18 protein-coding genes are annotated in these 23,103 nt (G+C 71.8%); 4 read left to right on the plus strand and 14 right to left on the minus strand.

The annotated features are described in order from the left end of the window. Nucleotides 1-5 precede the first annotated feature (5 nt). The 3 genes from B079_RS0118640 to B079_RS0118650 form a co-directional block, all read right to left on the minus strand. A complete protein-coding gene (locus tag B079_RS0118640; protein ID WP_018547362.1) occupies nucleotides 6-764 on the minus strand; it encodes an NUDIX hydrolase in 759 nt (252 codons plus the stop codon). Between the two features lie 132 nt (nucleotides 765-896). Further along, nucleotides 897-2,471: a DUF4192 domain-containing protein gene (locus tag B079_RS0118645; RefSeq protein WP_078495992.1), complete on the minus strand. Its 1,575-nt coding sequence runs from the start codon at nucleotides 2,469-2,471 to the stop codon at nucleotides 897-899. Nucleotides 2,472-2,591: 120 nt separating this feature from the next. Then, on the minus strand, nucleotides 2,592-4,742 hold the full coding sequence (locus B079_RS0118650; protein ID WP_018547364.1) for a RecQ family ATP-dependent DNA helicase: 2,151 nt from the start codon (nucleotides 4,740-4,742) through the stop codon (nucleotides 2,592-2,594). 333 nt (nucleotides 4,743-5,075) lie between these two features. Between B079_RS0118650 and B079_RS0118655 the strand changes: the two genes are divergently transcribed. After that, a complete protein-coding gene (locus tag B079_RS0118655) occupies nucleotides 5,076-5,696 on the plus strand; it encodes a hypothetical protein (RefSeq protein WP_018547365.1) in 621 nt (206 codons plus the stop codon). Nucleotides 5,697-5,916: 220 nt separating this feature from the next. Here B079_RS0118655 and B079_RS0118660 read toward each other — a convergent pair whose 3' ends face one another. The 5 genes from B079_RS0118660 to B079_RS0118680 all read right to left on the minus strand — a co-directional run bounded on the left by B079_RS0118660 (nucleotide 5,917) and on the right by B079_RS0118680 (nucleotide 9,787). After that, entirely contained in the window at nucleotides 5,917-6,549 is a 633-nt protein-coding gene (locus B079_RS0118660) for a hypothetical protein (protein ID WP_078495993.1), read from the minus strand. A gap of 68 nt (nucleotides 6,550-6,617) precedes the next feature. Then, the gene (locus B079_RS0118665; protein WP_018547367.1) at nucleotides 6,618-7,319 is read right to left on the minus strand and encodes a ribonuclease HII; all 702 of its coding nucleotides are present in this window, start codon (nucleotides 7,317-7,319) and stop codon (nucleotides 6,618-6,620) included. 130 nt (nucleotides 7,320-7,449) lie between these two features. Next, entirely contained in the window at nucleotides 7,450-8,349 is a 900-nt protein-coding gene (locus B079_RS0118670; protein WP_018547368.1) for an ADP-ribosylglycohydrolase family protein, read from the minus strand. Between the two features lie 92 nt (nucleotides 8,350-8,441). Continuing rightward, the gene (locus tag B079_RS0118675; RefSeq protein ID WP_026248839.1) at nucleotides 8,442-9,101 is read right to left on the minus strand and encodes a histidine phosphatase family protein; all 660 of its coding nucleotides are present in this window, start codon (nucleotides 9,099-9,101) and stop codon (nucleotides 8,442-8,444) included. 80 nt (nucleotides 9,102-9,181) lie between these two features. After that, complete coding sequence (locus B079_RS0118680) at nucleotides 9,182-9,787, minus strand: YdbC family protein (RefSeq protein ID WP_026248840.1); 606 nt, start codon at nucleotides 9,785-9,787, stop codon at nucleotides 9,182-9,184. A gap of 148 nt (nucleotides 9,788-9,935) precedes the next feature. On the opposite strand from B079_RS0118680, the gene B079_RS0118685 reads away from it, so the two are divergent. Together B079_RS0118685 and B079_RS35920 are read left to right on the plus strand one after the other, a co-directional pair. Continuing rightward, the gene (locus tag B079_RS0118685; RefSeq protein WP_018547371.1) at nucleotides 9,936-10,469 is read left to right on the plus strand and encodes a TerD family protein; all 534 of its coding nucleotides are present in this window, start codon (nucleotides 9,936-9,938) and stop codon (nucleotides 10,467-10,469) included. Between the two features lie 393 nt (nucleotides 10,470-10,862). After that, nucleotides 10,863-11,111: a hypothetical protein gene (locus B079_RS35920; RefSeq protein ID WP_018547372.1), complete on the plus strand. Its 249-nt coding sequence runs from the start codon at nucleotides 10,863-10,865 to the stop codon at nucleotides 11,109-11,111. A 77-nt stretch (nucleotides 11,112-11,188) separates the two neighbouring features. On the opposite strand, the gene B079_RS0118695 is transcribed toward B079_RS35920, so the two are convergent. Beyond that, nucleotides 11,189-14,083: a vitamin B12-dependent ribonucleotide reductase gene (locus B079_RS0118695; protein WP_018547373.1), complete on the minus strand. Its 2,895-nt coding sequence runs from the start codon at nucleotides 14,081-14,083 to the stop codon at nucleotides 11,189-11,191. 160 nt (nucleotides 14,084-14,243) lie between these two features. Next, complete coding sequence (nrdR, locus tag B079_RS0118700) at nucleotides 14,244-14,795, minus strand: transcriptional regulator NrdR (RefSeq protein ID WP_026248841.1); 552 nt, start codon at nucleotides 14,793-14,795, stop codon at nucleotides 14,244-14,246. 613 nt (nucleotides 14,796-15,408) lie between these two features. Here nrdR and lexA point away from each other — a divergent pair. Beyond that, a complete protein-coding gene (gene lexA / locus B079_RS0118705; protein ID WP_018547375.1) occupies nucleotides 15,409-16,188 on the plus strand; it encodes a transcriptional repressor LexA in 780 nt (259 codons plus the stop codon). A gap of 116 nt (nucleotides 16,189-16,304) precedes the next feature. On the opposite strand, the gene B079_RS0118710 is transcribed toward lexA, so the two are convergent. The 4 genes from B079_RS0118710 to B079_RS32320 all read right to left on the minus strand — a co-directional run bounded on the left by B079_RS0118710 (nucleotide 16,305) and on the right by B079_RS32320 (nucleotide 22,925). Beyond that, nucleotides 16,305-18,281: an ATP-dependent DNA helicase gene (locus B079_RS0118710; protein WP_018547376.1), complete on the minus strand. Its 1,977-nt coding sequence runs from the start codon at nucleotides 18,279-18,281 to the stop codon at nucleotides 16,305-16,307. 171 nt (nucleotides 18,282-18,452) lie between these two features. Continuing rightward, entirely contained in the window at nucleotides 18,453-19,151 is a 699-nt protein-coding gene (locus B079_RS0118715) for a GNAT family N-acetyltransferase (protein WP_078495994.1), read from the minus strand. After that, entirely contained in the window at nucleotides 19,144-21,093 is a 1,950-nt protein-coding gene (locus B079_RS0118720) for an IucA/IucC family protein (RefSeq protein WP_018547378.1), read from the minus strand. The genes B079_RS0118715 and B079_RS0118720 overlap by 8 nt, the downstream gene beginning before the upstream one ends. A 386-nt stretch (nucleotides 21,094-21,479) precedes the next feature. Further along, nucleotides 21,480-22,925: a diaminobutyrate--2-oxoglutarate transaminase family protein gene (locus B079_RS32320; protein ID WP_018547379.1), complete on the minus strand. Its 1,446-nt coding sequence runs from the start codon at nucleotides 22,923-22,925 to the stop codon at nucleotides 21,480-21,482. Nucleotides 22,926-23,103: the final 178 nt, after the last annotated feature.

Below are 23,103 nucleotides of genomic sequence, written 5' to 3' on the forward strand. Positions count from 1 at the left end.
TCGGCTCAGACCTCGGGGCGAAGCATCGGCGGGTTGAGCAGGGTGGCGCCACCGGCCCGGAAGAGCTGGGCCGGCCTGCCGCCCTGGCGGGTGGTCGTCCCGCCGGTCGGCACGAGGAAGCCTGGCGTGCCGGTGACCTTGCGGTGGAAGTTGCGTGGATCGAGAGCCACCCCCCAGACCGCCTCGTAGACACGGCGCAGCTCTCCGACCGTGAACTCGGGCGGGCAGAACGCCGTGGCCAGCGACGAGTACTCGATCTTCGAGCGGGCCCGCTCCACCCCGTCCGCGAGGATCTGACCGTGGTCGAAGGCGAGCGGAGCGACGGGCTCGCCGTCCCGGCCGTACCCGCCCTGCTGGAGCAGTTCCTCGACCGGCGCCCAGCGGGCGTTGCTCGCGTCGCCGCCCGCGCGGGGCGCGGGGAGGTCCGGAGCGAGGGCGAGGTGCGCCACGCTGACCACCCGCATCCGCGGGTCGCGCTTCGGGTCGCCGTAGGTGGCGAGCTGTTCCAGATGCGCGCCGTTGTCCTGGGCCGGGACGGCGGGGTCGTGGGCCCGGAGCCCGGTCTCCTCGGCCAGTTCCCGCGCCGCCGCCTGGGACAGGTCCTCGTCGGCCCGTACGAATCCGCCGGGGAGTGCCCAACGCCCCTGGAAGGGCTGCTCACCTCTCCGTACCGCCAGCGCGCACAGGGCATGACGGCGAACGGTCAGCACGACCAGATCCACAGTGACGGCGAATGGCGGAAACGCTGACGGGTCGTAGGGCATAAGGCGATCATAGTCGTCTCCTTGACGATAAACACTCCCTTCTGCGGTCGCTGTCGCGAACGTGGGCGGCCGTCGTCACGAGGGCGGTGGCAGTGGACTCGGTTGGCTCAGGGGATGCTCCGCGACCCGCGCTCATGTGTTCTCTCCGTCGGTCGCGCACGTCCGGGTGGCGTCCCGCCTCGTGTTTCCTCGCCGGGTGGGGGTGGTGGAGGCGTCCGGACGGTGGTTCGGGGGTCGTCGGCGGCCGGTGTCCGCGCGGGTGGGGCCGGTACTGTCGGGGCTGGTGTGTCCCGAGGGGCGACCTCGGCGTCGGCGGCGCGAGTTGGTGGCGGTCGTGGGCGGTGTGGCGGGGGCGCTCTCGGTTCGGTCGTCGCGGCGAGCCTGATCGTCCGGCCCAGAAGCGGGGGCGGAATCCTGAGCACCTGGCGCAGGGGACACATCCGCGCCCGACTTCACGTCGGCTCCCTCCAGGGCTGTCCCCCGCAGCCGGTTCGCCCGTTCCACTCGGAGACAGCGCCGGACCGCCTCCGGGTCGATCCCTTCGTTGCAGGCCTGGTGCAGCAGGCGGGCGAAGAGGTAGTCGGGGTCCGCGCCGAGAGCCATCGCCAGCGCCTCCCGCGCCTCCAGTTCGTCACCGGTGGACCAGGCGACCCAGCCGGCCAGTGTCAGCGGGGCGGCGGCGTGTTCGCGGTAGGGACCGACGCAGCGGCGGGCCACGGCACGCCAGAGCCGCAGGGCGGGGGCCGCCTCGTCGCCCTCCATCCAGGCGGCGGCCCGGTCGCGGGTCGTACGGTCCTGGAGGCCGAGGATCAGCGCGGCGGCCTCGTCGTGCGCGAGCAGGGTGTCGTCGCGCACGTCTGCCGGGTGCGTTCCGGACACGGGTGGCGCCTCCGTGAAGCGGCGGATGATCCGCTCGGCGAGGTCCAGGGTCTCCTCCGCGACCTCCGCACGGCTCGCCTCGTCCAGGATGCGGGGCACCAGGGACAGGCCCGCCGCGTCCAGGGCGATCTCCTGCTCCAGGGCGGCGGAGGTCTCCCAGGGCAGCATCCTGGCGCGCAGTTCCCGCAGTGTGCCGCGCACCTGGAGCCCGGCGTAGGTGGCCGCCGCCGCCAGCACCGACGTCCCGGGCAGCCCCATCACGGTGCCCTCGGCCGGACAGCACGCGTCGACCGGGCACACGTAGGACCAGAAGCGCCCGCCCGAGACGCACAGCGCCTCCACGACCGGGACGTCCAGGCTCCCGCACTCGGTGCGCAGCAGCTGGGCCAGCGGGCGGAGCCGACGCATGACGTCCTGCCCGGACTCACCGTCCTGTGGCTCCTGGCAGACGTACGCGACCATCCGCTCCGCACGCGCCCCGCGCCGCTCGCTGCTCAGCACCAGTCCCTTGGCCAGCTGCCGGGCCGCCGCACCCCAGTCGTCCTCGTTCGCGGGAATGCCCAGCCGGGCCCGCCCGCCGAACCTGCCCGGCCCGTCGCTGTCGTACAGCGCGACCAGGACCATGCTGTCCTCGGGCCGGTACCCGAGCAGATAGGGCAGCGCGTCGGCCAGCTCGGCCGGGGTCCGCAACGTCACCTGAGCGTCATGCACGACCCGCCCGCCGAGCGGCACCCCCGCCGGGCCGCCACCTCCTCCCGCCCCGACTCCCGAAAAGTCCCTGTCCTCACCGTTTTCGAACGGTCCAGCCGTTTCGCTGTGATTCGTCATGCGCTGACGATCTCGCAATTCGCGAAATCCCGCTGGGCCTGTGGATAAGTCGGATCAGGGACACGCCAAGCAGTGGCCGCCGGCCGACCCCGGCCGCACCCGGGCCGCCGCCGCTGCCCGCTACCCGCCGACCCCCAGCACCAACGGCAGAACCCCCTCCGCCCCCGCCTGTCGCAGCAGCCGCGCCCCCACCGCCAGGGTCCAGCCCGAGTCCGTGTAGTCGTCCACGAGGAGGACCGGGCCCGGGGTGGCCGCCAGGGCGGCGGCGAGGTCGGGCGGGACGGTCAGGGACGTGGCGAGGGTGCGCAGGCGCTGGGCGGAGTTGCTGCGGGGGGTGGGGTGGTCGTCGGTGAGGGTGAGGGTGCCGAGGAGGGGGAGTCGGCCGATGCGGGCGACGCCTTCGGCGAGGGAGGTGACCAGGCGGGGATGGGTGCGGGAGGGCATCGCGACCACGCCCACCGGGCGGGGTGTCGCGTCCGCCGTGCCGCTCGCCCAGCCCGACGGTGAGCGGGCCCAGTCGGCGAGCACCGTCACCACGGCGGAGAGCACGTCGTCCGGGACCGGGCCGTCGGGCGACTGGGGCGAGAGCAGGGGGCGCAGTCGATTGCCCCAGCCGATGTCCGAGAGCCTGCCGAGCGCGCGTCCGGTGGCCGCCTGCTGACCGGCGGGGATGCGGCCCTTGAGGTCGACGCCGATCGCGGGCATACCGGTGGGCCACATGCGGCGCGGCTCGACCTCCACGCCGGGGCGCTCCAGTTCACCCCGTGCGGCTGCCAGGGCGTCCGGGGCGACGGCGGGATCGAGCCAGGATCCGGCGCAGGTGTCACAGCGACCGCAGGGGGTGGCCTTCTCGTCATCGAGCTGGCGTTGCAGGAACTCCATGCGGCAGTCCGTGGTCGCCACGTAGTCCCGCATGGCCTGCTGTTCGGCCTCGCGCTGACGGGCCACGCGCGCGTACCGCTCGGCGTCGTAGGTCCACGGTTGTCCGGTGGCGGTCCAGCCGCCCTTGACGCGCTTGACCGCTCCGTCCACGTCCAGGACCTTCAGCATGGTCTCCAGCCGAGAGCGCCGCAGCTCCACCAGTGGCTCCAGCGCGGGCAGTGACAGGGGGCGTCCGGCCTGCTCCAGCACCGACAGGGTGCGCAGTACCTGTTCCTCGGGCGGGAAGCCCACCGAGGCGAAGTAGGCCCAGATCGCCTCGTCCTCGCGGCCGGGCAGCAGGAGCACGTCCGCGTGCTCCACGCCTCGGCCCGCGCGGCCCACCTGCTGGTAGTAGGAGATCGGGGACGAGGGCGAGCCCAGGTGGACCACGAAGCCCAAGTCCGGCTTGTCGAAGCCCATGCCGAGCGCCGAGGTCGCCACCAGGGCCTTCACCCGGTTCGCCAGCAGGTCCTCCTCCGCCTGGAGGCGGTCCGCGTTCTCGGTCTTACCGGTGTAGGAGGCCACCGGATAGCCGCGCTGGCGCAGATAGGCCGCGACCTCCTCGGCCGCCGCCACCGTCAGCGTGTAGATGATCCCGGAGCCCGGCAGATCGCCCAGCCGCTCCCCCAGCCAGGCCAGCCGGTGCGCCGCGTCCGGCAGTTTCAGGACGCCGAGCCGCAGGCTCTCGCGGTCCAGCGGCCCCCGCAGCACCAGGGCGTCCGCGCCGCCGGTGCCCAACTGCTCGGCCACATCGGCCGTCACGCGCGCGTTGGCGGTCGCCGTGGTGGCGAGGACGGGCACGTCCGCCGGAAGCTCGGCCAGCATGGTGCGCAGCCGTCGGTAGTCGGGCCGGAAGTCGTGGCCCCAGTCGGAGATGCAGTGCGCCTCGTCCACCACCAGCAGACCGGCCGTGGCGGCGAGCTTGGGCAGCATGTTCTCCCGGAAGTCCACGGAGTTGAGGCGCTCGGGGCTCACCAGGAGGACATCGGTCCCGCCGCGTTCGACCTCCGCACGGATGGTGTCCCACTCCTCCGGGTTGGCCGAGTTGATGGTGCGGGCACGGATGCCCGCCCGCTCCGCCGCCTCGACCTGGTTGCGCATGAGCGCCAGCAGTGGCGAGACGATCACGGTGGGACCGGCGCCACGGCGGCGCAGCAGCGCGGTGGCCACGAAGTACACCGCCGACTTGCCCCAGCCGGTGCGCTGCACGACCAGTGCCCGGCGGTGCTCCTCCACCAGCGCGGCCACGGCCTGCCACTGGTCCTCCCGCAGCCGTGCCGTGCCCTCGGGGGCGCCGACCAGCTCGGCGAGGACCGCATCGGCTTCGGCGCGCAGCGTGAGATCGTCCATGCCCCCATGCAACCCGATGGCACGGACAATCGGCGAATCCGGCCGGTGTGACGCACCCCCTCGCGCGCGGGCGTCGGCGCCGGGGCGCGGAAAGGGTGTGAAACGGTCACCCGAGGCATCGGCGGTGGTCGCCGGGGGTAGGGATATAAGTAACGGACCACCAGATAACCGTCGGCGGCCCCAATTGCTCGTTGCCGCATCCAAGTTCGACAGGAAGAATTGAAGTCCGCTCCCCGCACGGCTCGCCCGTGTTCCGGCTGGGCTTTACTGCGGTGCGCGCTCCCCCGAATCCGACCTCGCCCGCAGTGTGGGCGCGTAGCCGAAGGGAGGAACGTGACCTTCGGATTCGCCTCGTCCTCGGCGGCCTCGTTGTCGACGTCCGTGACCGCCGCTTCCGCCAGCCGTCTGCTCGAACCCGCCGAGTGGGCCGCCGCAGGAATCCCGCTGCTGCGCAACCCGCGCGAGGTCGTGGGCGGCCTGCACGTCCGCCATCGCCCCAGACCGTCCACGGCTGTCGTGGCCGTGCTCGATCCGGACGAACGGCTGTGTGCCAGCGCCTCGTTCACCCGTCGCCCCGCCCCGGCCGACGGCTGGATGTTCCGCAACGCGCTGCTCGACCAGTTGCGCCGGATCATCCCGCACGACCTGCGCCGCCGCACTCCGGTGCGCACCGCCGTGCTGCTCTACTGCCGCGAGGGCGAAGCGCGCTGGACCGAGGAGGACGGCGCCTGGATGTGGGGGCTGCGCGACGCGTGCACACTGCACGGGCTGCGCTGTGGCGCCTACATCACGCTGACCCAGGAGGGCTGGCAGGTGCTCGGTGAAGGACGAGGGGGCCGCAGTCCACACGCCCATTCGGCGCCGGAGGCGTTCGCCCTGTCGGAGGTCCCGCCCCTGGCGCCGCGCACCGGTGGCCCGGTCTCCGAGGTGCTGCGGCGGGCCGCGGCCCGCTGACCCCGGGTTCACGGTACCCGCACCCGCGAAACGGCGGCGGCACAGCGCCGCCGCCGGAACAGCATCGCGCACCATGAACGGTCACGCACCATGAACGCGGATCGCCGTCCGGTGGCCGGCCCATGACGGGGTCGGCCACCGGACGGCGGTCCAAGCGACGGCAGGACCGCTCAGCGGCACGGACGCCACCGGAGCGACCGATGACGCGTGCCGCCCGGGGTCAGGCCCCGGCGCCCAGGACCGAGTTGATCTGCTGCGGGTCGCCGCAGACGATCAGCAGGGCCCCGGCCCGGGAGTGGGCCGCGGACAGGGCGGTGGTGGCGGCCTCGGTGCTGCCCCCGTTGACGGCCACGAGGACCACGGGACGGGCGGCGGCACGGGCGGCGAAGGTCGCGTCCGTGTAGAACACGTCGTCGCCCGCGTCGTGCTGCGCCCAGTAGGACGCCTCACCGAAGGACAGTTCGTGCTCGGTCCACGGGTGCTGGGTGCCGGTGGTGATCACCAGCACCTCACCCGGGGAACGGCCCGAGTCGAGCAGCAGGTCCAGCGCCTCCTCGGCGGCGTCGAGCGCACCCTCGGCCGAGGCCGGGATCAGCTGGATCTGCGGGGTCGCCGCGGGGGCGGCGGAAGCGGCCGGGCCCGACGGGCTCGGCTTGGCCGGAGCCACGTCACGCGGCGTGCGCTGCACCGGCGGCGTCGGCCGCGGGGGGCCGGGACGACCGGGGCGGGCCGAAGCCGCGGGGCGGGGGCCGGGTACGGGGCGAGGGGTCGGCGCGACGCGGCTGCTGGCCGCCGTGGCGCTGGAACCCTGGGCACTCTCGTGAATCTGAGGCTCCTCGGGAATGAGAGGCATGAGCTGATTTTTATCAAACATTGAAACGACACCGACGTCCGGGTGGCACATCAGTGCGAGCGGAACGGTCAGAAGTCGAAGCCGAGCTGGCCTTCGATCTTCGGAGCGCCTCCGTCGGCCCAGCCGCGGGCTTTCTTGAGATGCCGCCACTGGGGCAGCGCATCAAGATACGCCCACGACAGGCGGTGGTACGGGGTGGGGCCCCGCTCCTCCAGTGCGGCCTTGTGCACGGGTGAGGGGTACCCGGCGTTGTCCGCGAATCCGAAGTCTGCATGGCCGGCACCGAGTTCGGCCATCATTTTGTCGCGCCGGACCTTGGCGATCACCGAGGCCGCCGCGACGGCCACGCACGACCGGTCGCCCTTGATCACCGTGCGCACCCGCCAGGGAGCGCCGAGATAGTCGTGCTTGCCGTCGAGGATCACGGCGTCGGGACGTACCGGGAGCGCTTCCAGGGCCCGTACGGCGGCCAGGCGGAGCGCGGCGGTCATGCCCAGGTCGTCGATCTCCTCGGGGGAGGCGTCTCCCAGGGCGTAGGCCGTGACCCAGGTCTGGAGTATCCCGGCCAGTTCCGTACGCCGCTTGACCGTGAGCAGCTTGGAGTCGGTGAGTCCCTCGGGCGGACGCCGGAGTCCGGTGACCGCCGCGCAGACCGTGACGGGCCCGGCCCAGGCGCCGCGTCCCACCTCGTCGACGCCGGCGATGACCTTCGCTCCGGTCGTGGCGCGCAGGGAGCGCTCGACGGTATGAGTGGGTGGTTCGTACGGCATGGCGCCCTTAGCGTACGCCGCCCGGAGCGGGGCGCGACACCCCGCCCCTCCCCCGCGAGGTCCCGGGCGGCCGAAGTCCGGCCGTACGGCGTCCGAAGAGCCTTCCAGGACCGGGCGTCGGCCGTCTTCGTCAGCGGCCGTCGGGCACCCACGCGGGCAGCCTCTCGGTCCGCTCCGACCACGTCTCGGGCGGTGCGCCCGCCGTCCCCGCGGCCAGGACGCCGCCCACGATCGCGCAGGTCGTGTCCACGTCGCCGCCCACCTGGGCGGTGAAGGCCCGCTCGAAGTCGGTGAGGGCGCGGGCGGCGGACCACAGGGCGAACGGGACGGTGTCGTGGGCGCTGGTACGACGGCCGCAGCCGAGGACGGCGGCGACGGTGGCCGCGTCCTCGTAGTCGAGCATGTCCCTCGCGCGCCTGAGGCCCGCCTCCACGGCGCTTCTGGGCACCAGGGCGATGACATCGTCCAGGAGCGCGTCCGGGGTCGGCGGGCCGTCCGGGGAGGCGGCCAGCGCGGCTGCGGCCGCCACCGCCATGGCGCCCGCCACGGCCTCCCGGTGCTGGTGGGTGGGGTAGGCGGAGATCTCCGCCTGGTGGGTGGCCTGCTCGGGGTCGTCGGCGTACCAGGCGCCGAGCGGGGCGATCCGCATCGCGGCGCCGTTGCCCCAGGAGCCCTGGCCCTGGAAGAGGCGGGCGGCCAGTTCGCGCCAGTCGGCACCCTCGCGGACGAGGCGCAGCAGCCGGTTCACGGCGGGGCCGTAGCCGCGGTCGAAGTCGTGGTGGTGGGCGAAGGAGTGGGCCAGGGCGTCCTGGTGGACACGGTCGTGGGCGGCGAGGACGGACACGACCGAGCAGGCCATCTCCGTGTCGTCGGTCCACTGCCAGAGTCCGTCGGGCAGCTCGCGCCGCTTGAGCAGGGGATGGTTCACCGGGACGAAGAACTGTGAGCCGAGTGCGTCGCCCACCGCGAGTCCGCGCAGACTGGCCAGGGCGCGGTCGAGGCGCCCGGAAGAGGGGGCTTCGGAGGTCATCTTCGGCCAGCCTAATCGTCGACCCAGTGTTCGATCATCCGATATTCAGTGCCCGGGAGTCGGCGCTCCGGCCCGGGGAGCGGTGTCCGCCCTCAACTGCCTATCCAGTACGGCACCGGCTCGCGCCAGCGCTCGAAGGGGCGGTCGAGCGCGTACTTGCCGTTCTCCCCGAGAACGAGCATCCGCATCTCGGCGTTCCCGGGATTCGACAGCGACTCGAATTCGGACACGGTCCAGTGGAACCAGCGCATGCAGAACAGCCGCATGGCCAGGCCGTGGGTCACCAGGAGGACGTTCGGCGGGTGGTCGGGCTCCTCGAAGCTGCGGAACAGGCTCTCCAGGAAGCCGCCGACCCGGTCGTACACGTCGGCGCCGGACTCCCCCTGCGGGAAGCGGAAGAAGAAGTGGCCGTACGCGTCGCGGTACGCCTTCTGGAGGCGTACGTCGCCGCGCTCCTGCCAGTTGCCCCAGTCCTGCTCGCGCAGCCGGGGCTCCTCGCGCACGCGTATGCGCGCGGGATCGAGGTGGAAGGAGTCCAGGGTCTCGTGGGTGCGGCGGTACGGCGAGACGTACACGCTCACGCGTTCGTTGCCGACGACCTCGCGGAGCCGTTCGCCGGTGTGCTCGGCCTGGCGTCGGCCGCGCTCGGTCAGGGCGAGGGCGTGGTCGGGCTCGCGCTCGTACACGGAGTCATCGACGTTGCCCGTTGACTCGCCGTGCCGGACAAGAATGATGCGCCGTGGTCGTGCCATGCCAGCACCCTAGATCGCCCCGGGGACGGTCGCGCACGCGTATCGGCTTCATACGGCGTAGGTCACACGCTCCGGGCGTCTCAGACCGTCCAGGACGGCTCCAGTTCCACGATGTCGCCGGAGAGGGCCGCGATGTCCGCCTCGGTCTGGGCGCGCAGGGCCAGGCGCTCGACGCGTTCGGTGCGGTACTTGCCGTGTTCGGCGGCCGAGCGCCACATGGACAGCACCAGGAACTCGTGCGCGGGGGCCTCGGCGAACATGCCCCTGATCATGCCGGGCGAGCCCGCCATGGCGGGGTTCCAGACCTTCTCCTGCATGAGGGTGAAGTGCTCGACGCGCTCCTCGTGCACGCGGCACAGGGCGACCCGGATCAGGTCCGCGTCGGTGAAGCGGGGTTCGAAGCCGGTCTTCACGTCGAAGCGGTACTCGAACAGCTTGACCTGGCTGTCCTTGAACGTGCCGGACTGCGAGGCGGCGAGGCGGTCGTGCGAGCGTGCCATGAAGGAGTCGTAGAAGGCCCGGCTCTCCCAGAAGGCGAAGATGTGCGCCACGCCCGGCCGCTGCCGACTCCAGCCTCCGCCCTGTCCCCGAAATCCCGGCTCCCCCAGAAGCCCCGCCCATTTCCGCTGTCCCCGTTCGAACCCCCGGCGGTCCACGACGGTGCAGCGCATCCACTTGACCAGCACTGCGCCATCGTAAGGCCACGGGACGTGGCGTCGGTCACGCTCCGGCTCATATCCCCCGCGCGGGCGGCCTGTTCGCGTGGCACGATGAACAACGAGAGCTTATGCAGCGGAAGTTGAGAAAGCGGACCTTCGGGAGAGGGGAAACCTGGTGACCGGATTCGGCAAGGGAATCCGCGGTGTCGAGGTGGCACTGAAGTGGAATCCCAGTCCCGCGGGGCAGCCACCCTCCGACCTGGACCTCGTGGCCGCGACGTTCACGGCGGACGACGCGTACGGGCAGCCCGCCTATCTGGTGTACTTCGACAGCCGCTCCCCGGACGGCACGATCTTCCTCAACCGCGACAGCCCCGACGGCAAGGGCTTCGGCTGGGACGAGGTCATGACCCTCGAACTCCACCGCCTGGACCGCCGCTACACGCGCGTGGTGGTCGGCGTCGTCATTCAGCAGAGCCAGGCCCGCACCACGTTCGCCTCGGTCCTGGACCCGGCATTCCGCGTCAGCGAGGGCTACACGGTGCTCGCTGAGAGTGACTTCGCCGCTGCCCCGGACGCCACGGCGGCGACGGTCGCCGAGTTCGTGCGAGACGGCTCCGGCGAATGGACCTTCCACGCGGGCGTCCACGGCTTCGACGAAGACCCGGTGACATTTACCCGGATCCTGGGAACCAAACGCCGCGGCTGAACCCCGCGACGCCCCGGCCGGTGAACGAGCGGCCGGGGCGTTGTCAGTGGTGCGCTGTTGAATGACCGTCATGAACGTGCACGACCTGCTGCCTCTGCTGCCCGAGCCTGCTGTGCTGGCGGCCCGCTGTTGTGCCTTCGCGGTGCTGGACACCGTCCTCGACCCGACGGCACCCACGCACACGTACCATCCCGACTGGCGCGAGGGGGTCGACCTGGCCTCCACGGCTTCGACCACGAATGCGACGCCACGCCCTGGCGGGAACATCTGCGGGCACACTGGCCGGGCCTGCTCGACGGCCTGCCCGCCTCCCTCGCGCACTACGCGACGGCGCCGGAGTTCCAGTTCGAGGGCTTCCTCGACGCCACGGTCTGCGCCTGGCGATGCGGCCCGGTGAAGTTCGCCGACGACGAAGCGGACGGCACCGCATGGCTGTTCGACAGCCTCACCGACGGCAGCCCGGAGGCGTACGTGAAGTCCGCCGAGGAGTACGGGGACCGGCCGATCGACCTCGATGCCGTCCGCGCCATCCTGACCGGCGCTCCCCTGACCCGGCGCATCACCACGCCCCTCTCCCCCACCGCGGACTTCGAGATCACGGCCAAGCGCGTCCACGTCCTCGGCCACCCCGTACTCCCCTGAACCGCCCCAGCAGAAGGGGCGCCGACCGTTTGGTCGACGCCCCTTCACCGAGCCCGTGTCACGGGCTCAGCCGCTGATCAGCTGCAACCGCTGGTCGAGCCGCAGCCCTCGCAGATGTAGCAGGAGCCGGCTCGCTGCATCTTGGTGCCGCAGGAGAAGCAGAGCGGGGCGTCGGCCTGGATGCCCAGCTGCATTTCGACGAGTTCGGCGCTGGTGTGGGCCTGCTTGGGGGCGGGCTTGACCGACTCGGCCTCGGCCTTGGGGGTCGCGACCGCCTTCAGCTCGGTCTGGCGCGGGGCGGACTGGGCCAGACCCTCGACGTCGACCTCGTCGTCGGCCGGCTCGTAGGAGCCGGTCTCCAGGTGGCGCTGACGCTCCTCGGCGGAGTGGATGCCGAGCGCGGAACGCGTCTCGAAGGGCAGGAAGTCCAGCGCCAGGCGGCGGAAGATGTAGTCGACGATCGACTGCGCCATCCGCACGTCCGGGTCGTCCGTCATACCGGCCGGCTCGAAGCGCATGTTGGTGAACTTCGAGACGTAGGTCTCCAGCGGCACGCCGTACTGGAGGCCGACGGAGACGGCGATGGAGAAGGCGTCCATCATGCCCGCGAGCGTCGAACCCTGCTTGGACATCTTCAGGAAGACCTCGCCGAGACCGTCGTCCGGGTAGGAGTTGGCGGTCATGTAGCCCTCGGCGCCGCCGACCGTGAAGGACGTGGTGATGCCGGGACGGCCCTTGGGCAGGCGCTTGCGGACCGGGCGGTACTCGACGACCTTCTCGACCGTCTCGCGGATGGTCGCCTCGGCCTTCGCGGTCACCTCGGCCTTCTCGTCCTCCTTCTTCTTGGCGGAGAGCGGCTGGCCGACCTTGCAGTTGTCGCGGTAGATCGCGAGCGCCTTGACGCCGAGCTTCCAGGCCTCGAAGTAGATCTCCTCGACCTCCTCGACGGTCGCCGTCTCCGGCATGTTGACCGTCTTGGAGATGGCGCCGGAGATCCACGGCTGGATCGCGGCCATCATGCGGACGTGGCCCATCGGGGAGATGGCGCGCTCGCCCATGGCGCAGTCGAAGACCTCGTAGTGCTCGGCCTTCAGACCGGGGGCGTCGATCACATTGCCGTGCTCGGCGATGTGGGCGACGATCGCCTCGATCTGCTCCTCCTGGTAGCCCAGGCGGCGCAGGGCCTGCGGGACCGTGCCGTTGACGATCTGCATCGAGCCGCCGCCGACGAGCTTCTTGAACTTGACCAGCGCGAGGTCGGGCTCCACACCGGTGGTGTCGCAGGACATCGCCAGACCGATGGTGCCGGTCGGGGCGAGCACGGACGCCTGGGAGTTACGGAAACCGTTCTGCTCGCCGAGGCGCACGACGTCCTGCCAGGCCTCCGTGGCGGCGGCCCACACCGGGCTGTCCAGGTCGTCCATGCGGACGGCCGTGGTGTTGGCGTCGGCGTGCTGCTTCATGACGCGCTTGTGGGCGTCGGCGTTGCGGGCGTAGCCGTCGTACGGGCCGACGATCGCGGCCAGCTCGGCGGAGCGGCGGTAGGCGGTGCCCGTCATCAGGGAGGTGATGGCGGCGGCGAGCGTGCGACCGCCGTCGGAGTCGTACGCGTGGCCGGTGGCCATCAGCAGGGCGCCGAGGTTGGCGTAGCCGATGCCGAGCTGGCGGAAGGCACGGGTGTTCTCACCGATCTTCTCGGTGGGGAAGTCCGCGAAGCAGATCGAGATGTCCATCGCGGTGATGACCAGCTCGACGACCTTCTGGAAGCGCTCGCTCTCGAAGGACTGGTTGCCCTTGCCGTCGTCCTTGAGGAACTTCATCAGGTTCAGCGAGGCGAGGTTGCAGGACGTGTTGTCCAGGTGCATGTACTCGCTGCACGGGTTCGACGCGGTGATCCGGCCAGACTCGGGGCAGGTGTGCCAGTGGTTGATCTGGTCGTCGTACTGGATGCCCGGGTCGGCGCAGGCCCAAGCGGCCTCCGCGATCTTGCGGAACAGCGACTTGGCGTCGACCTTCTCGATGACCTCACCGGTCATGCGGGCGCGCAGGCCGAAGTCGGTGCCGCTCTCGACCGCGTTCATGAACTCGTCGTTCACGCGGACCGAGTTGTTGGCGTTCTGGTACTGGACGGACGTGATGTCGTCGCCGCCCAGGTCCATGTCGAAGCCCGCGTCGCGCAGGACGCGGATCTTCTCCTCCTCGCTGACCTTCGTCTGGATGAAGTCCTCGATGTCGGGGTGGTCGACGTCGAGAACGACCATCTTGGCCGCGCGGCGGGTGGCGCCACCGGACTTGATGGTTCCGGCGGAGGCGTCGGCACCGCGCATGAAGGAGACCGGGCCGGAGGCGTTGCCGCCGGAGGAGAGCAGTTCCTTGGAGGAACGGATGCGGGACAGGTTCAGGCCGGCGCCGGAACCGCCCTTGAAGATCATGCCCTCTTCCTTGTACCAGTCGAGGATCGACTCCATGGAGTCGTCGACGGACAGGATGAAGCAGGCGGAGACCTGCTGGGGCTGCGGCGTACCGACGTTGAACCAGACCGGGCTGTTGAAGCTGAAGATCTGGTGCAGGAGGGCGTAGGCCAGCTCGTGCTCGAAGATCTCGGCGTCGGCGGGCGAGGCGAAGTACTTGTAGTCCTCACCGGCCTTCCGGTACGTCTTCACGATGCGGTCGATCAGCTGCTTGAGGCTGACCTCGCGCTGCGGGGTGCCGACGGCACCGCGGAAGTACTTGCTGGTGACGATGTTGACCGCGTTCACCGACCAGAAGTCGGGGAACTCGACGCCACGCTGCTCGAAGTTGACCGAGCCGTCGCGCCAGTTGGTCATGACGACGTCGCGATGCGCCCACTCGACCTCGTCGTACGGGTGCACGCCGGGGGTCGTGTGGATGCGCTCGATGCGCAGTCCCTTGGTGGCCTTGGTGCCCTTCGCCCGGGAACCTCGTGCCGGACCGCTCGCCGTCTCTGTCATGCCGCCTCCCTGTCGGGCAAAACGCCCTGAAGTGCCCCGATGTTCCCAGGACACGTGTTCTGTCTTGCGTCGCGGGCACCTTCGGCGCCACCCGCGACAGGTCTTCGTGAGCCGCCCTCCGGCCGGACTCCGGGACCGTTCCCGTCCTCCGGCCGGCCGGTCATTCGGCGGCGTGCGCGGGCACCGGGACCTGAGGGGTCCTCGGCTGCCCGGCTTCGTCCTCCTGGCGCCCCGCTTCCGTGTCCTCGTCGTCCGCGGCGGGGCCGCACGTCGTCTCCCTCAGCTCCGCGATCGCGGCCTCGAAGTCCTCGAGCGAGTCGAACGCCCGGTAGACGGAGGCGAATCGCAGGTAGGCGACGAGGTCGAGCTCCTGCAGCGGTCCGAGTATGGCCAGCCCCACGTCGTGGGTGGTCAGCTCGGCGCTTCCGGTGGCCCGTACCGCCTCCTCGACCCGCTGGCCGAGCTGGGCGAGCGCGTCCTCGGTGACCGGCCGCCCCTGACATGCCTTGCGCACGCCATTGATGACCTTGGTACGGCTGAACGGCTCGGTGACTCCGGACCGCTTCACCACCATGAGCGAGCACGTCTCCACGGTCGTGAAACGACGGGAGCAGTCAGGGCACTGGCGGCGCCTGCGGATCGACGTGCCGTCGTCGGTCGTACGACTGTCGACCACACGGCTGTCGGGGTGCCTGCAGAAGGGGCAGTGCATGATCTCCAACCCTCCTCACAGCAGACTCGATGGCCTCGCCGGACCTCAGGAGCCCCGCGAAGCAGCACCTAAGCATAGGCGATCGCGGAGGTGCGGAAGACCCCAGGACCGGCAACCACCACAACTTGTGGGTATCTGTAGCCATCCAACCACTACATGTGGGGATCACCTCGAACACCGAGGCAGACACGCGTGTCGCCGCCGGACAGCGGGTACAGGGCGGGCGCGGGGGCCGCCCCGGCCGGACACGCGGGATTCCTGTGCGCCGCAGAGAGAGACCTGGGGCTACGGTGAATACCGCGCGCGAGGGCGGCCCGTCCAGGCCCGGGGGAAGTCTCCGGGGAGGCTTCGACGGGGGCTGCACCGGGGGTCCGACATCCCCCACCTGGCCGGAAAGGCCCCGGATGACACACTGAGCGGCGCGCGAGGCTGCCCGCCCGATGGTGAAGAGTACAGCAATGGGCATTTTGCCCACCGCGGATCGCGCAAGCCATACACCTGGACACTTGATCGCGTCAGGTGAATCACGCTTTTTCACTCGAACGTGTGTTTGGCGCAACCTTTCGAAAGCAACTACCGTTGTGCAGCAGGGAGACCATCGAGAGGGGCCGACGTGACCACCACCGCCGACAGTGCCACCATCACTGCCCAGGGCCGAGCCGACGGCCGGACCGAGCCCGTGCACGCGATGAACGACGCCACGAATCCCGAGGGACACAAGCGCTCCCTGCCGGGCCGACCTCCAGGCATCCGCGCCGACAGCTCAGGTCTCACCGACCGGCAGCGCCGGGTCATCGAGGTCATCCGGGACTCGGTGCAGCGGCGGGGCTACCCGCCGTCCATGCGCGAGATCGGCCAGGCCGTCGGCCTCTCCAGCACCTCCTCCGTCGCGCACCAGCTGATGGCCCTGGAGCGCAAGGGCTTCCTGCGCCGCGACCCGCACCGCCCGCGCGCCTACGAGGTGCGCGGCTCCGACCAGGCCGTGACCGTGCAGCCCACCGACACGGCGGGCAAGCCGGCCGCGTCGTACGTCCCGCTGGTCGGCCGCATCGCGGCGGGCGGCCCGATCCTCGCCGAGGAGTCGGTCGAGGACGTCTTTCCCCTTCCCCGGCAGCTGGTCGGTGACGGCGAGCTGTTCGTGCTCAAGGTCGTCGGCGACTCCATGATCGAGGCCGCGATCTGCGACGGCGACTGGGTGGCCGTGCGCCGCCAGCCCGTCGCGGAGAACGGCGACATCGTGGCGGCCATGCTCGACGGCGAGGCCACGGTCAAGCGCTTCAAGCGCGAGGACGGCCACGTCTGGCTCCTTCCGCACAACGCCGCCTACGAGCCGATCCCCGGCGACGACGCGACGATCCTCGGCAAGGTCGTCGCGGTGCTCCGCCGCGTGTGACAGCCGCAGCGGACCGGGCCCCCGGCCCGTCCCCCTGAGCGGGCCCCGGAACCCCTGCGCCGGTTCCGGGGCCCCTGCCATTCCCTCCTCCTTGCGCGGAGGTACGGCCTCGGGGCCTACTCCCCCTCCGCCTGCTTCGCCATCGCGTCGATCGCCGCGAGCGACTTGCGCACCTGGTTACGGTCCGTGGTGTACCAGAACTCGGGCAGCGACGCCTTCAGATACTGGCCGTACCGGGCCGTGGCCAGGCGCTGGTCCAGTACCGCGACGACGCCCTTGTCCCCGGTGGCCCGCACGAGACGACCCGCGCCCTGGGCCATGAGCAGGGCGGCATGCGTGGCGGCGACCGCCATGAAGCCGTTGCCTCCCGCGTCCTCCACCGCCTTCTGCCGGGCGCTCATCAGCGGGTCGTCGGGGCGCGGGAACGGGATCTTGTCCATCACGACCAGCTGGCAGCTGGGCCCCGGCACGTCGACGCCCTGCCACAGCGACAGCGTGCCGAAGAGACAGGTCTTGGGGTCGGCCGCGAAGTTCTTGATCAGCTCACCGAGCGTCTCCTCGCCCTGGAGCAGGATCGGGAACTCGGGGATGCGCACCCGCAGCTCCTCGGCGGCGAGCTGGGCGGCCCGCATCGAGGAGAACAGGCCGAGCGTGCGACCGCCCGCGGCCTGGATCAGCTCGGTCAGCTCGTCCAGCATGTCGGCACGGTCGCCGTCCCGCGCCGGGCGGGCGAGGTGCTTGGCGACGTAGAGGATGCCCTGCTTGGGGTAGTCGAACGGCGAGCCGACGTCGATGCCCTTCCATTGCGGCAGGTCCTCGCCCTCCTGTCCCTCGGGGGCGAGCCCCAGGGAGGCCCCGACGCCGTTGAAGTCGCCGCCGAGCTTGAGCGTCGCCGAGGCGAGGACGACGCTGCGGTCCGCGAAAAGCTTCTCCCTGAGCAGGCCGGAGACCGACATGGGGGCGATACGCAGGGACGCCCCGAAACGGTCGTGGCGCTCGTACCAGACGACGTCCCACTCCGAGCCGTTCAGCACCCGCTCGGCCACGCCGTGCACGGTCTCCACCGAGGCCAGGGCCTGTTTGCGCACCGCGTCCTCGTCCTGGACCGACTTGTCGCGGGTCGAGCCGAGCGCGGTGATGACCGTGCGGGCGGCGTCGCGCAGCGCGGCCAGGGCGTAGCCGAGGTCTTCCGGGATCTCCTCCAGGCGGCCGGGCAGGGCCAGCTCCATCAGCCGCTCGAAGCCCTCGGCGGCGGTCTGGAGCTGGTCGGCGGCCTTCTCGTTGACGAGCTTCGCGGCCCGGCGGACGGCGCGGTTGACCTGGCCGGGCGTGAGTTCGCCGGTGGCGGCGCCGGTGACGCGGGAGACGAGTTCGTGCGCCTCGTCCACGATCAGCACCTCGTGCTGGGGCAGCACCGGGGCGCCCTCGATGGCGTCGATCGCGAGAAGGGCGTGGTTGGTCACGACGACGTCGGCCAGCTTGGCGCGCTCGCGGGCCATCTCGGCGAAGCATTCGGCGCCGTAGGCGCACTTGGTCGCGCCCAGGCACTCGCGCGAGGACACGGAGACCTGCGCCCAGGCCCGGTCGGAGACGCCGGGGGTGAGGTCGTCGCGGTCGCCGTTCTCCGTCTCGTCCGACCAGTCGCGCAGGCGGAGCAGGTCCTGGCCGAGTTTGCTGGTGGGGGCAGCCGCCTCGAACTGGTCGAAGAGGCCGTCCTCCTCGTCCTGCGGCATCCCCTCGTGCAGACGGTGCAGACAGAGGTAGTTCGACCGGCCCTTGAGCATGGCGAACTCCGGGCGGCGCCGCAGCAGCGGGTGCAGGGCGTCCACCGTGCGCGGCAGGTCGCGCTCCACGAGCTGACGCTGGAGGGCGAGCGTGGCCGTGGCGACGACGACCCGCTCCCCGTGTGCGAGCGCGGGCACGAGATAGCCGAGCGACTTTCCGGTGCCGGTGCCGGCCTGGACCAGCAGGTGGGATCCGTCGTCGATCGTTTCCGCGACCGCTTCGGCCATCGTGACCTGGCCGGGACGCTCCGTACCGCCGACAGCGGCGACGGCGGCGTGGAGGAGTTCGGGGAGTGAGGGCTTCGTCATAGCCCGACCACCCTACGGCCCCCGACTGACAATCGGGCCGCCGAACAGGGGACGGGGGCGGGGGCACGATCACCGCGATTTCCCTGGGCGAACTTTCTCGGATTTTTTTGACAAGTCGGAACCTGACGGGATCGCCGGACGTACAACATGTGACGGGCCATCCACCCTGCGTCACACGCGTCGGGGGTGGAGCCGGTCACGGATCATGAGGGCGGCCCGCTTGCCGGGCAGGTCGACCTCGGCGGCGCGCCGGAATCCGGCGCTCAGGAAGGCAGCCACGGAGGGGGTGTTGCGCATGTCCGGTTCCGCGACGACACGGGTGCAGAAGGGGCGGCGGTCCAGGATCAGGTCGGCGACGGCCGCGAGCAGGACCGAACCCAGCCCTCGCCCCCGGTGGGAGGCGTCGCCGATCAGCAGGTGGATACCCGTGTCGTGAGGGCGGGCCGGGTAGTGCCGGGCCAGCGGGTCCAGGTCGGCCCGGTAGATCTCCCAGTAGCCGACGGGCGTGCCGTTCAGGACGCCCAGACACGGTGCGCTGCGTCCATCGCCGTCGAGCTGCGCCCGCAGATGGTTCTCGGTCGTGCTCACGGGGCCTGCCAGTTCCCAGAAGGCGGCCACCGCCGGGTCGTTCATCCAGCGGTGGAGGAGCGGGAGGTCCCGGTCCAGGCGCACCGGCGCCAGCTCGAACCGGCCCACCGGGGTGACGGCCGCACCCCAGGTGGCCGGGGCGTCGAGCGGGTCGTCGTCCGTGAGGAGCGGACCCGGACTGCGCGTGACGACGAACTCGCTTGTGGAAGACACCGGTTGCTCCGCTCGGGAAGGAGGGCGACTCGAAGAAGCTCGAAGAAGAAGGGGACGGGCCTCAGGGATGGAGGGGGTTGGCGATGGTGACGTAGACGGACTGGGTGTCGACCGGGCCGACCAGTTCGTCCAGGCCGTGCAGCCGGGTCAGCAGATTGGCCTTGCAGCGCAGGACGGGTGAGTCGAGGAGGTGGCCGGGCAGGGAGCTGCGCAGCGCGGCAGGTCCCGAGGCGGCGGCGTCGAGGAAGCGGCGGAAGGCGGCGAGCAGCAGGCGCTCGTCGGCCAGGCGCTGCGAGCCGAAGGCCCCGATCAGGCCGAGCACGTTGTTGATGGCGAGGTAGTAGGCGAAGCGTTCGTCGGTGACCTCGTCGGAGACGAAGGTGTCGCTCCGCTCGCCGATCCCGGGCAGCCGGGCGTCGAGTTCGGCGCGGCGGGACTCGCGGAAGTAGTAGCCCTGGTTGTCGCGGTAGCGGCCCCCGGCGGGCCAGCCGTCGCGGTCGAGCAGCAGCAGGGTGTTCTGCTGGTGGGCCTCCAGGGCGATCCCGGCCTCGCTGTCGAGCCACAGCACGGGACGGACGACCTGTTCGAGATAGCGCAGGAACCACTCCGCGGCGACGGCTCCCACCGGGCGGCCGGTGCGACCGGCGAGGCGTGCGACGAGCCGGGCCAGCCGGGAGCGCAGCGGCCAGGGGTCCTGGGCGGGTGCGGCGTCGGTGCCCGGGGCGGCGATCGGGCGCGGGGAGACCAGTCCGGCGACGCAGCCCACGTCGTCGGCCGGGAGGAAGGGGTTGTGCCGGATCATCACGTCCAGCCCGGGCAGCGGCTGCCCGTCCGGGCCGTCCACGGAGAGCCAGGCCGGGTCGCGGACGATGTCGAAGGAGGGGTGCGCAGCACGCCACTGCTCGGACAGTCCGGTGCGCAGCAGGCGGTGCACCTCGACGCCCCGGTGGAGTTCCTTGCGCAGGTTCTCGCGGCGGGAGTTGGTGATGCGCAGGCCGAGCGAGAGCTTGAGCATCGCGGGGGTGCCGGAGCGGTGGACGGTGCGGACGGAGGAGGTGGGATGCCAGTCGGGCCCCAGGGGGCCGAGGTCGCAGAGCAGGCCGGTGTCGAGGAGTGCGGCGACGGCGGGGCGGTGGCGTAGGTCGCGGGCCTGCCAGGGGTGCAGGGGCAGGGCGGCGTAGTCCTCGGGGAGGGAGAGGTCGATTCCGGCGAGGCGCCGGATGAGTTCGGCGGCGGTGACGGTACGGCCGCGCTCGGTCCAGGCCGAGTCGGCGGCGAGGAGGGAGGGTGCCACGGCCATCCAGTGGAGCGGGAAGGAGCCGTTCGTCTCGGGCGCGTAGCGGCGGGCCTCGGATTCGGTCAGTCCCTCGCGGCTCTTGGGGGCCGGGTGCAGGGGGTGGCCGAGGAGCAGGGCCTGTTCGGCGCCGAGGAAGAGGTCCGGTCCGTCGGCGGGGTGCGCGCGGCGTTCGCTCAGGAAGGCGGCGGTGTTGCGCAGCGAGTCGGCGACCCGGGCGACGAGGTCGGCGCCGTCACCGGTGGGGTGCCCGGAGTCGGAGGTGGCGCTCCCGTGAGCCGCTGTCTCCCGGGAGAGCAGTGCGGCAAGGGTGACCGCGTCGACGGGCGGGGCCTGTTCGGGGGCGCCGTCCAGGCGGAGCGCTCCGAAGCGGTGCCAGCCTGCCGGGGACCAGTGGCGGACGGGCACGGTCAGGGCGGTGCCGCTGGCGGGCAGCGGGATGTGGAGGGTGCCGTCGTCCGGGGCCGCGATGCCGGTCTCGCGGGCCCAGCAGCGCAGCAGGTTGTCCACGGCTGCCGCCTGGGCGGCGGTGAGCGGGTCCGGGTGCTCCAGCGGGTCGGCGTCGGACTCCCCGGGGCGTACGGGGTCGGGGGCGCGCCGCTTCTGCTGCGGGACGGCCTCGGCGAGCGGTGCGGGGGCGGGAGTGGGGGGTGCGCCGGGGTCGAGCGGTTCGTCGGGGGTCTCGGAACGGCCGTCGGGTGCGGGTGTGGCGGTCAAGACGGCTCCTCGGGGCTGTGCGGGTGTTCGTGTGGTGCGGGTCGTGCGGGTGACTGCTGGTCGGGAGGACATGGATGAGGCAGTGGTGGCGTGGGAAACGGGGCGCCGGGGTGTGGGCGCCCGTCCGTCGTAGGGCCGGGTCGGCGCGACGGTGGTGGTTACCGGGTCGGCGAGGACGGGCCGTTCGCCCCGCTTCGGTGGGCGGGACGGTCCGGGTGGGTCGGCTGCCGGATGGGTCCGGGCGCCTGCGGTCGGCCGTGGTGTGCGGACCGCCGGGGCCGGGCGTCGCTCTCCCACCACTGCGGCCGGTCGTGGTGTTCGGGCCGCTGCGGTCGGCCGGCGCGGTCGGGTCGTGGCGCTCGGCCGAGGGGTTCGGGCCGGTGCGGCTAGCCGGTGCGTTCGGCCGGGATCGCGGGCCGTCGGAGCGGAGTGGCGGGGTGCGTGTGGTGGCGGGCTGCGGCCGTGACCGCGTCGGCGAGGCGGTCCAGGACGGCCGTCGCCTGTTCGTCGGTGATGGTCAGCGGCGGCAGGAGGCGGACGACGGCGTTGTGGCGTCCGCCGAGTTCCACGATCAGGCCACGGTCGAGGCATTCCCGCTGGACGGCGCGGGCGAGTTCGGGGGCGGCCGGGTGCGGGGGCGTGGCGGCGCGCGGTTCCCGGGAGCCGGTGCCGGGGGCGGTGCTCGGGCCTTCCGGGTCGACCAGTTCGACCCCGATCATCAGGCCGCGTCCGCGCACGTCCCCGACGCAGGGGAACCGGTCCTTCAGTTCGCGGAGTCGGGCGAGCATGCGGGCGCCGAGGGTGGCGGCTCGGTCGGCGAGGCCGTTCTCGCGGACGTAGGCGAGGGTGGCGGTGCCCGCGGCCATGGCGAGCTGGTTGCCCCGGAAGGTGCCCGCGTGGGCGCCGGGCCGCCAGACGTCGAGGTCCTCGCGGTAGACGACCACGGCCAGCGGGAGGCTGCCGCCGATGGCCTTGGACAGGACCATGACGTCGGGGGTGATGCCGCTGTGGTCGACGGCCCAGAAGGCGCCGGTCCGGCCGACGCCGGTCTGGACCTCGTCGGCGATGAGCGGGACGGACCGGTCGGCGGTGATCCGGCGCATCCGGCGCAGCCAGTCGTCCGGGGCCGGGAGCACGCCGCCCTCGCCCTGGACGGGTTCGAGGATCATCCCGGCGGGCAGCGGCACACCCGACTTGGGGTCGTCGAGAAGGGACTCGGTCCAGCGGGCGGAGAGTTCGGCGCCGTGCGCGCCGCCGACGCCGAAGGGGCAGCGGTAGTCCTGCGGATAGGGCAGCCGGGCGACCCGCACGTCGTCGGCGCCGCCGGAGACGGCGAGAGCGCCCGCGGTCATGCCGTGGTAGGCGCCGGTGAAGGTGAGGACGCCGGTGCGCCCGGTGGCGGCCCGGACCAGTTTGAGCGCGGCCTCGACCGCGTCGGTGCCCGCGGGCCCGCAGAACTGGACGCGGGCGCGGTCGGCGAGGCCGGGCGGCAGGGTGTGGAACAGCTCGGTGATGAACCGGTCCTTGACCGGGGTCGCCAGGTCGAGGACGGAGAGCGGGGCGCCGGAGTCGAGGACCTTGCGGATGGCCTCCAGCACGACCGGGTGGTTGTGGCCGAGGGCGAGGGCTCCGGCGCCGGAGAGGCAGTCCAGGTAGCGGCGGCCGTCGGCGCCCTCGATGGTCAGGCCGCGCGCCCGCACCGGCACGATGGGCAGCGCGCGGGCATAGGTGCGGGCCGCGGACTCGCGCGCCGACTGGCGCCCGAGAATCCCCTCGTGCACGGCCGGGGCTTCCCCGTACGCGCCTTCAGCCTCCGACTCGGTCACGGCCACGGCTCGCTGTCCTCCCCGCTGTCCACAGGCGAGTTGATGGTCGGGGACACCGGCGGCGGGCCCCCAACCGCTACCAACAGCGCACCGGCCGCCGGGTTACGGGTTGCCTCAAGATCCTTGCCGTGACGTAACCGTTGCGGTTCCGTCGGAAGTCCCCCACGGCGACCGCATAGTGTGT

The organism is Streptomyces sp. LaPpAH-108, from assembly GCF_000373625.1.
Taxonomy (GTDB): Bacteria; Actinomycetota; Actinomycetes; order Streptomycetales; family Streptomycetaceae; genus Streptomyces.

Bases quoted from the DNA above. Each gene is read 5' to 3' on its own strand.
- B079_RS0118665 (WP_018547367.1), bottom strand. From the start codon at position 7,319: ATGCCGTACGAACCACCCACTCATACCGTCGAGCGCTCCCTGCGCGCC.
- B079_RS0118670 (WP_018547368.1), bottom strand. From the start codon at position 8,349: ATGACCTCCGAAGCCCCCTCTTCCGGGCGCCTCGACCGCGCCCTGGCC.
- B079_RS0118660 (WP_078495993.1), bottom strand. From the start codon at position 6,549: ATGCCTCTCATTCCCGAGGAGCCTCAGATTCACGAGAGTGCCCAGGGT.
- B079_RS0118650 (WP_018547364.1), bottom strand. From the start codon at position 4,742: ATGGACGATCTCACGCTGCGCGCCGAAGCCGATGCGGTCCTCGCCGAG.
- B079_RS0118695 (WP_018547373.1), bottom strand. From the start codon at position 14,083: ATGACAGAGACGGCGAGCGGTCCGGCACGAGGTTCCCGGGCGAAGGGC.
- B079_RS0118640 (WP_018547362.1), bottom strand. From the start codon at position 764: ATGCCCTACGACCCGTCAGCGTTTCCGCCATTCGCCGTCACTGTGGAT.
- B079_RS0118645 (WP_078495992.1), bottom strand. From the start codon at position 2,471: ATGACGAATCACAGCGAAACGGCTGGACCGTTCGAAAACGGTGAGGAC.
- B079_RS0118710 (WP_018547376.1), bottom strand. From the start codon at position 18,281: ATGACGAAGCCCTCACTCCCCGAACTCCTCCACGCCGCCGTCGCCGCT.
- nrdR (WP_026248841.1), bottom strand. From the start codon at position 14,795: ATGCACTGCCCCTTCTGCAGGCACCCCGACAGCCGTGTGGTCGACAGT.
- B079_RS0118675 (WP_026248839.1), bottom strand. From the start codon at position 9,101: ATGGCACGACCACGGCGCATCATTCTTGTCCGGCACGGCGAGTCAACG.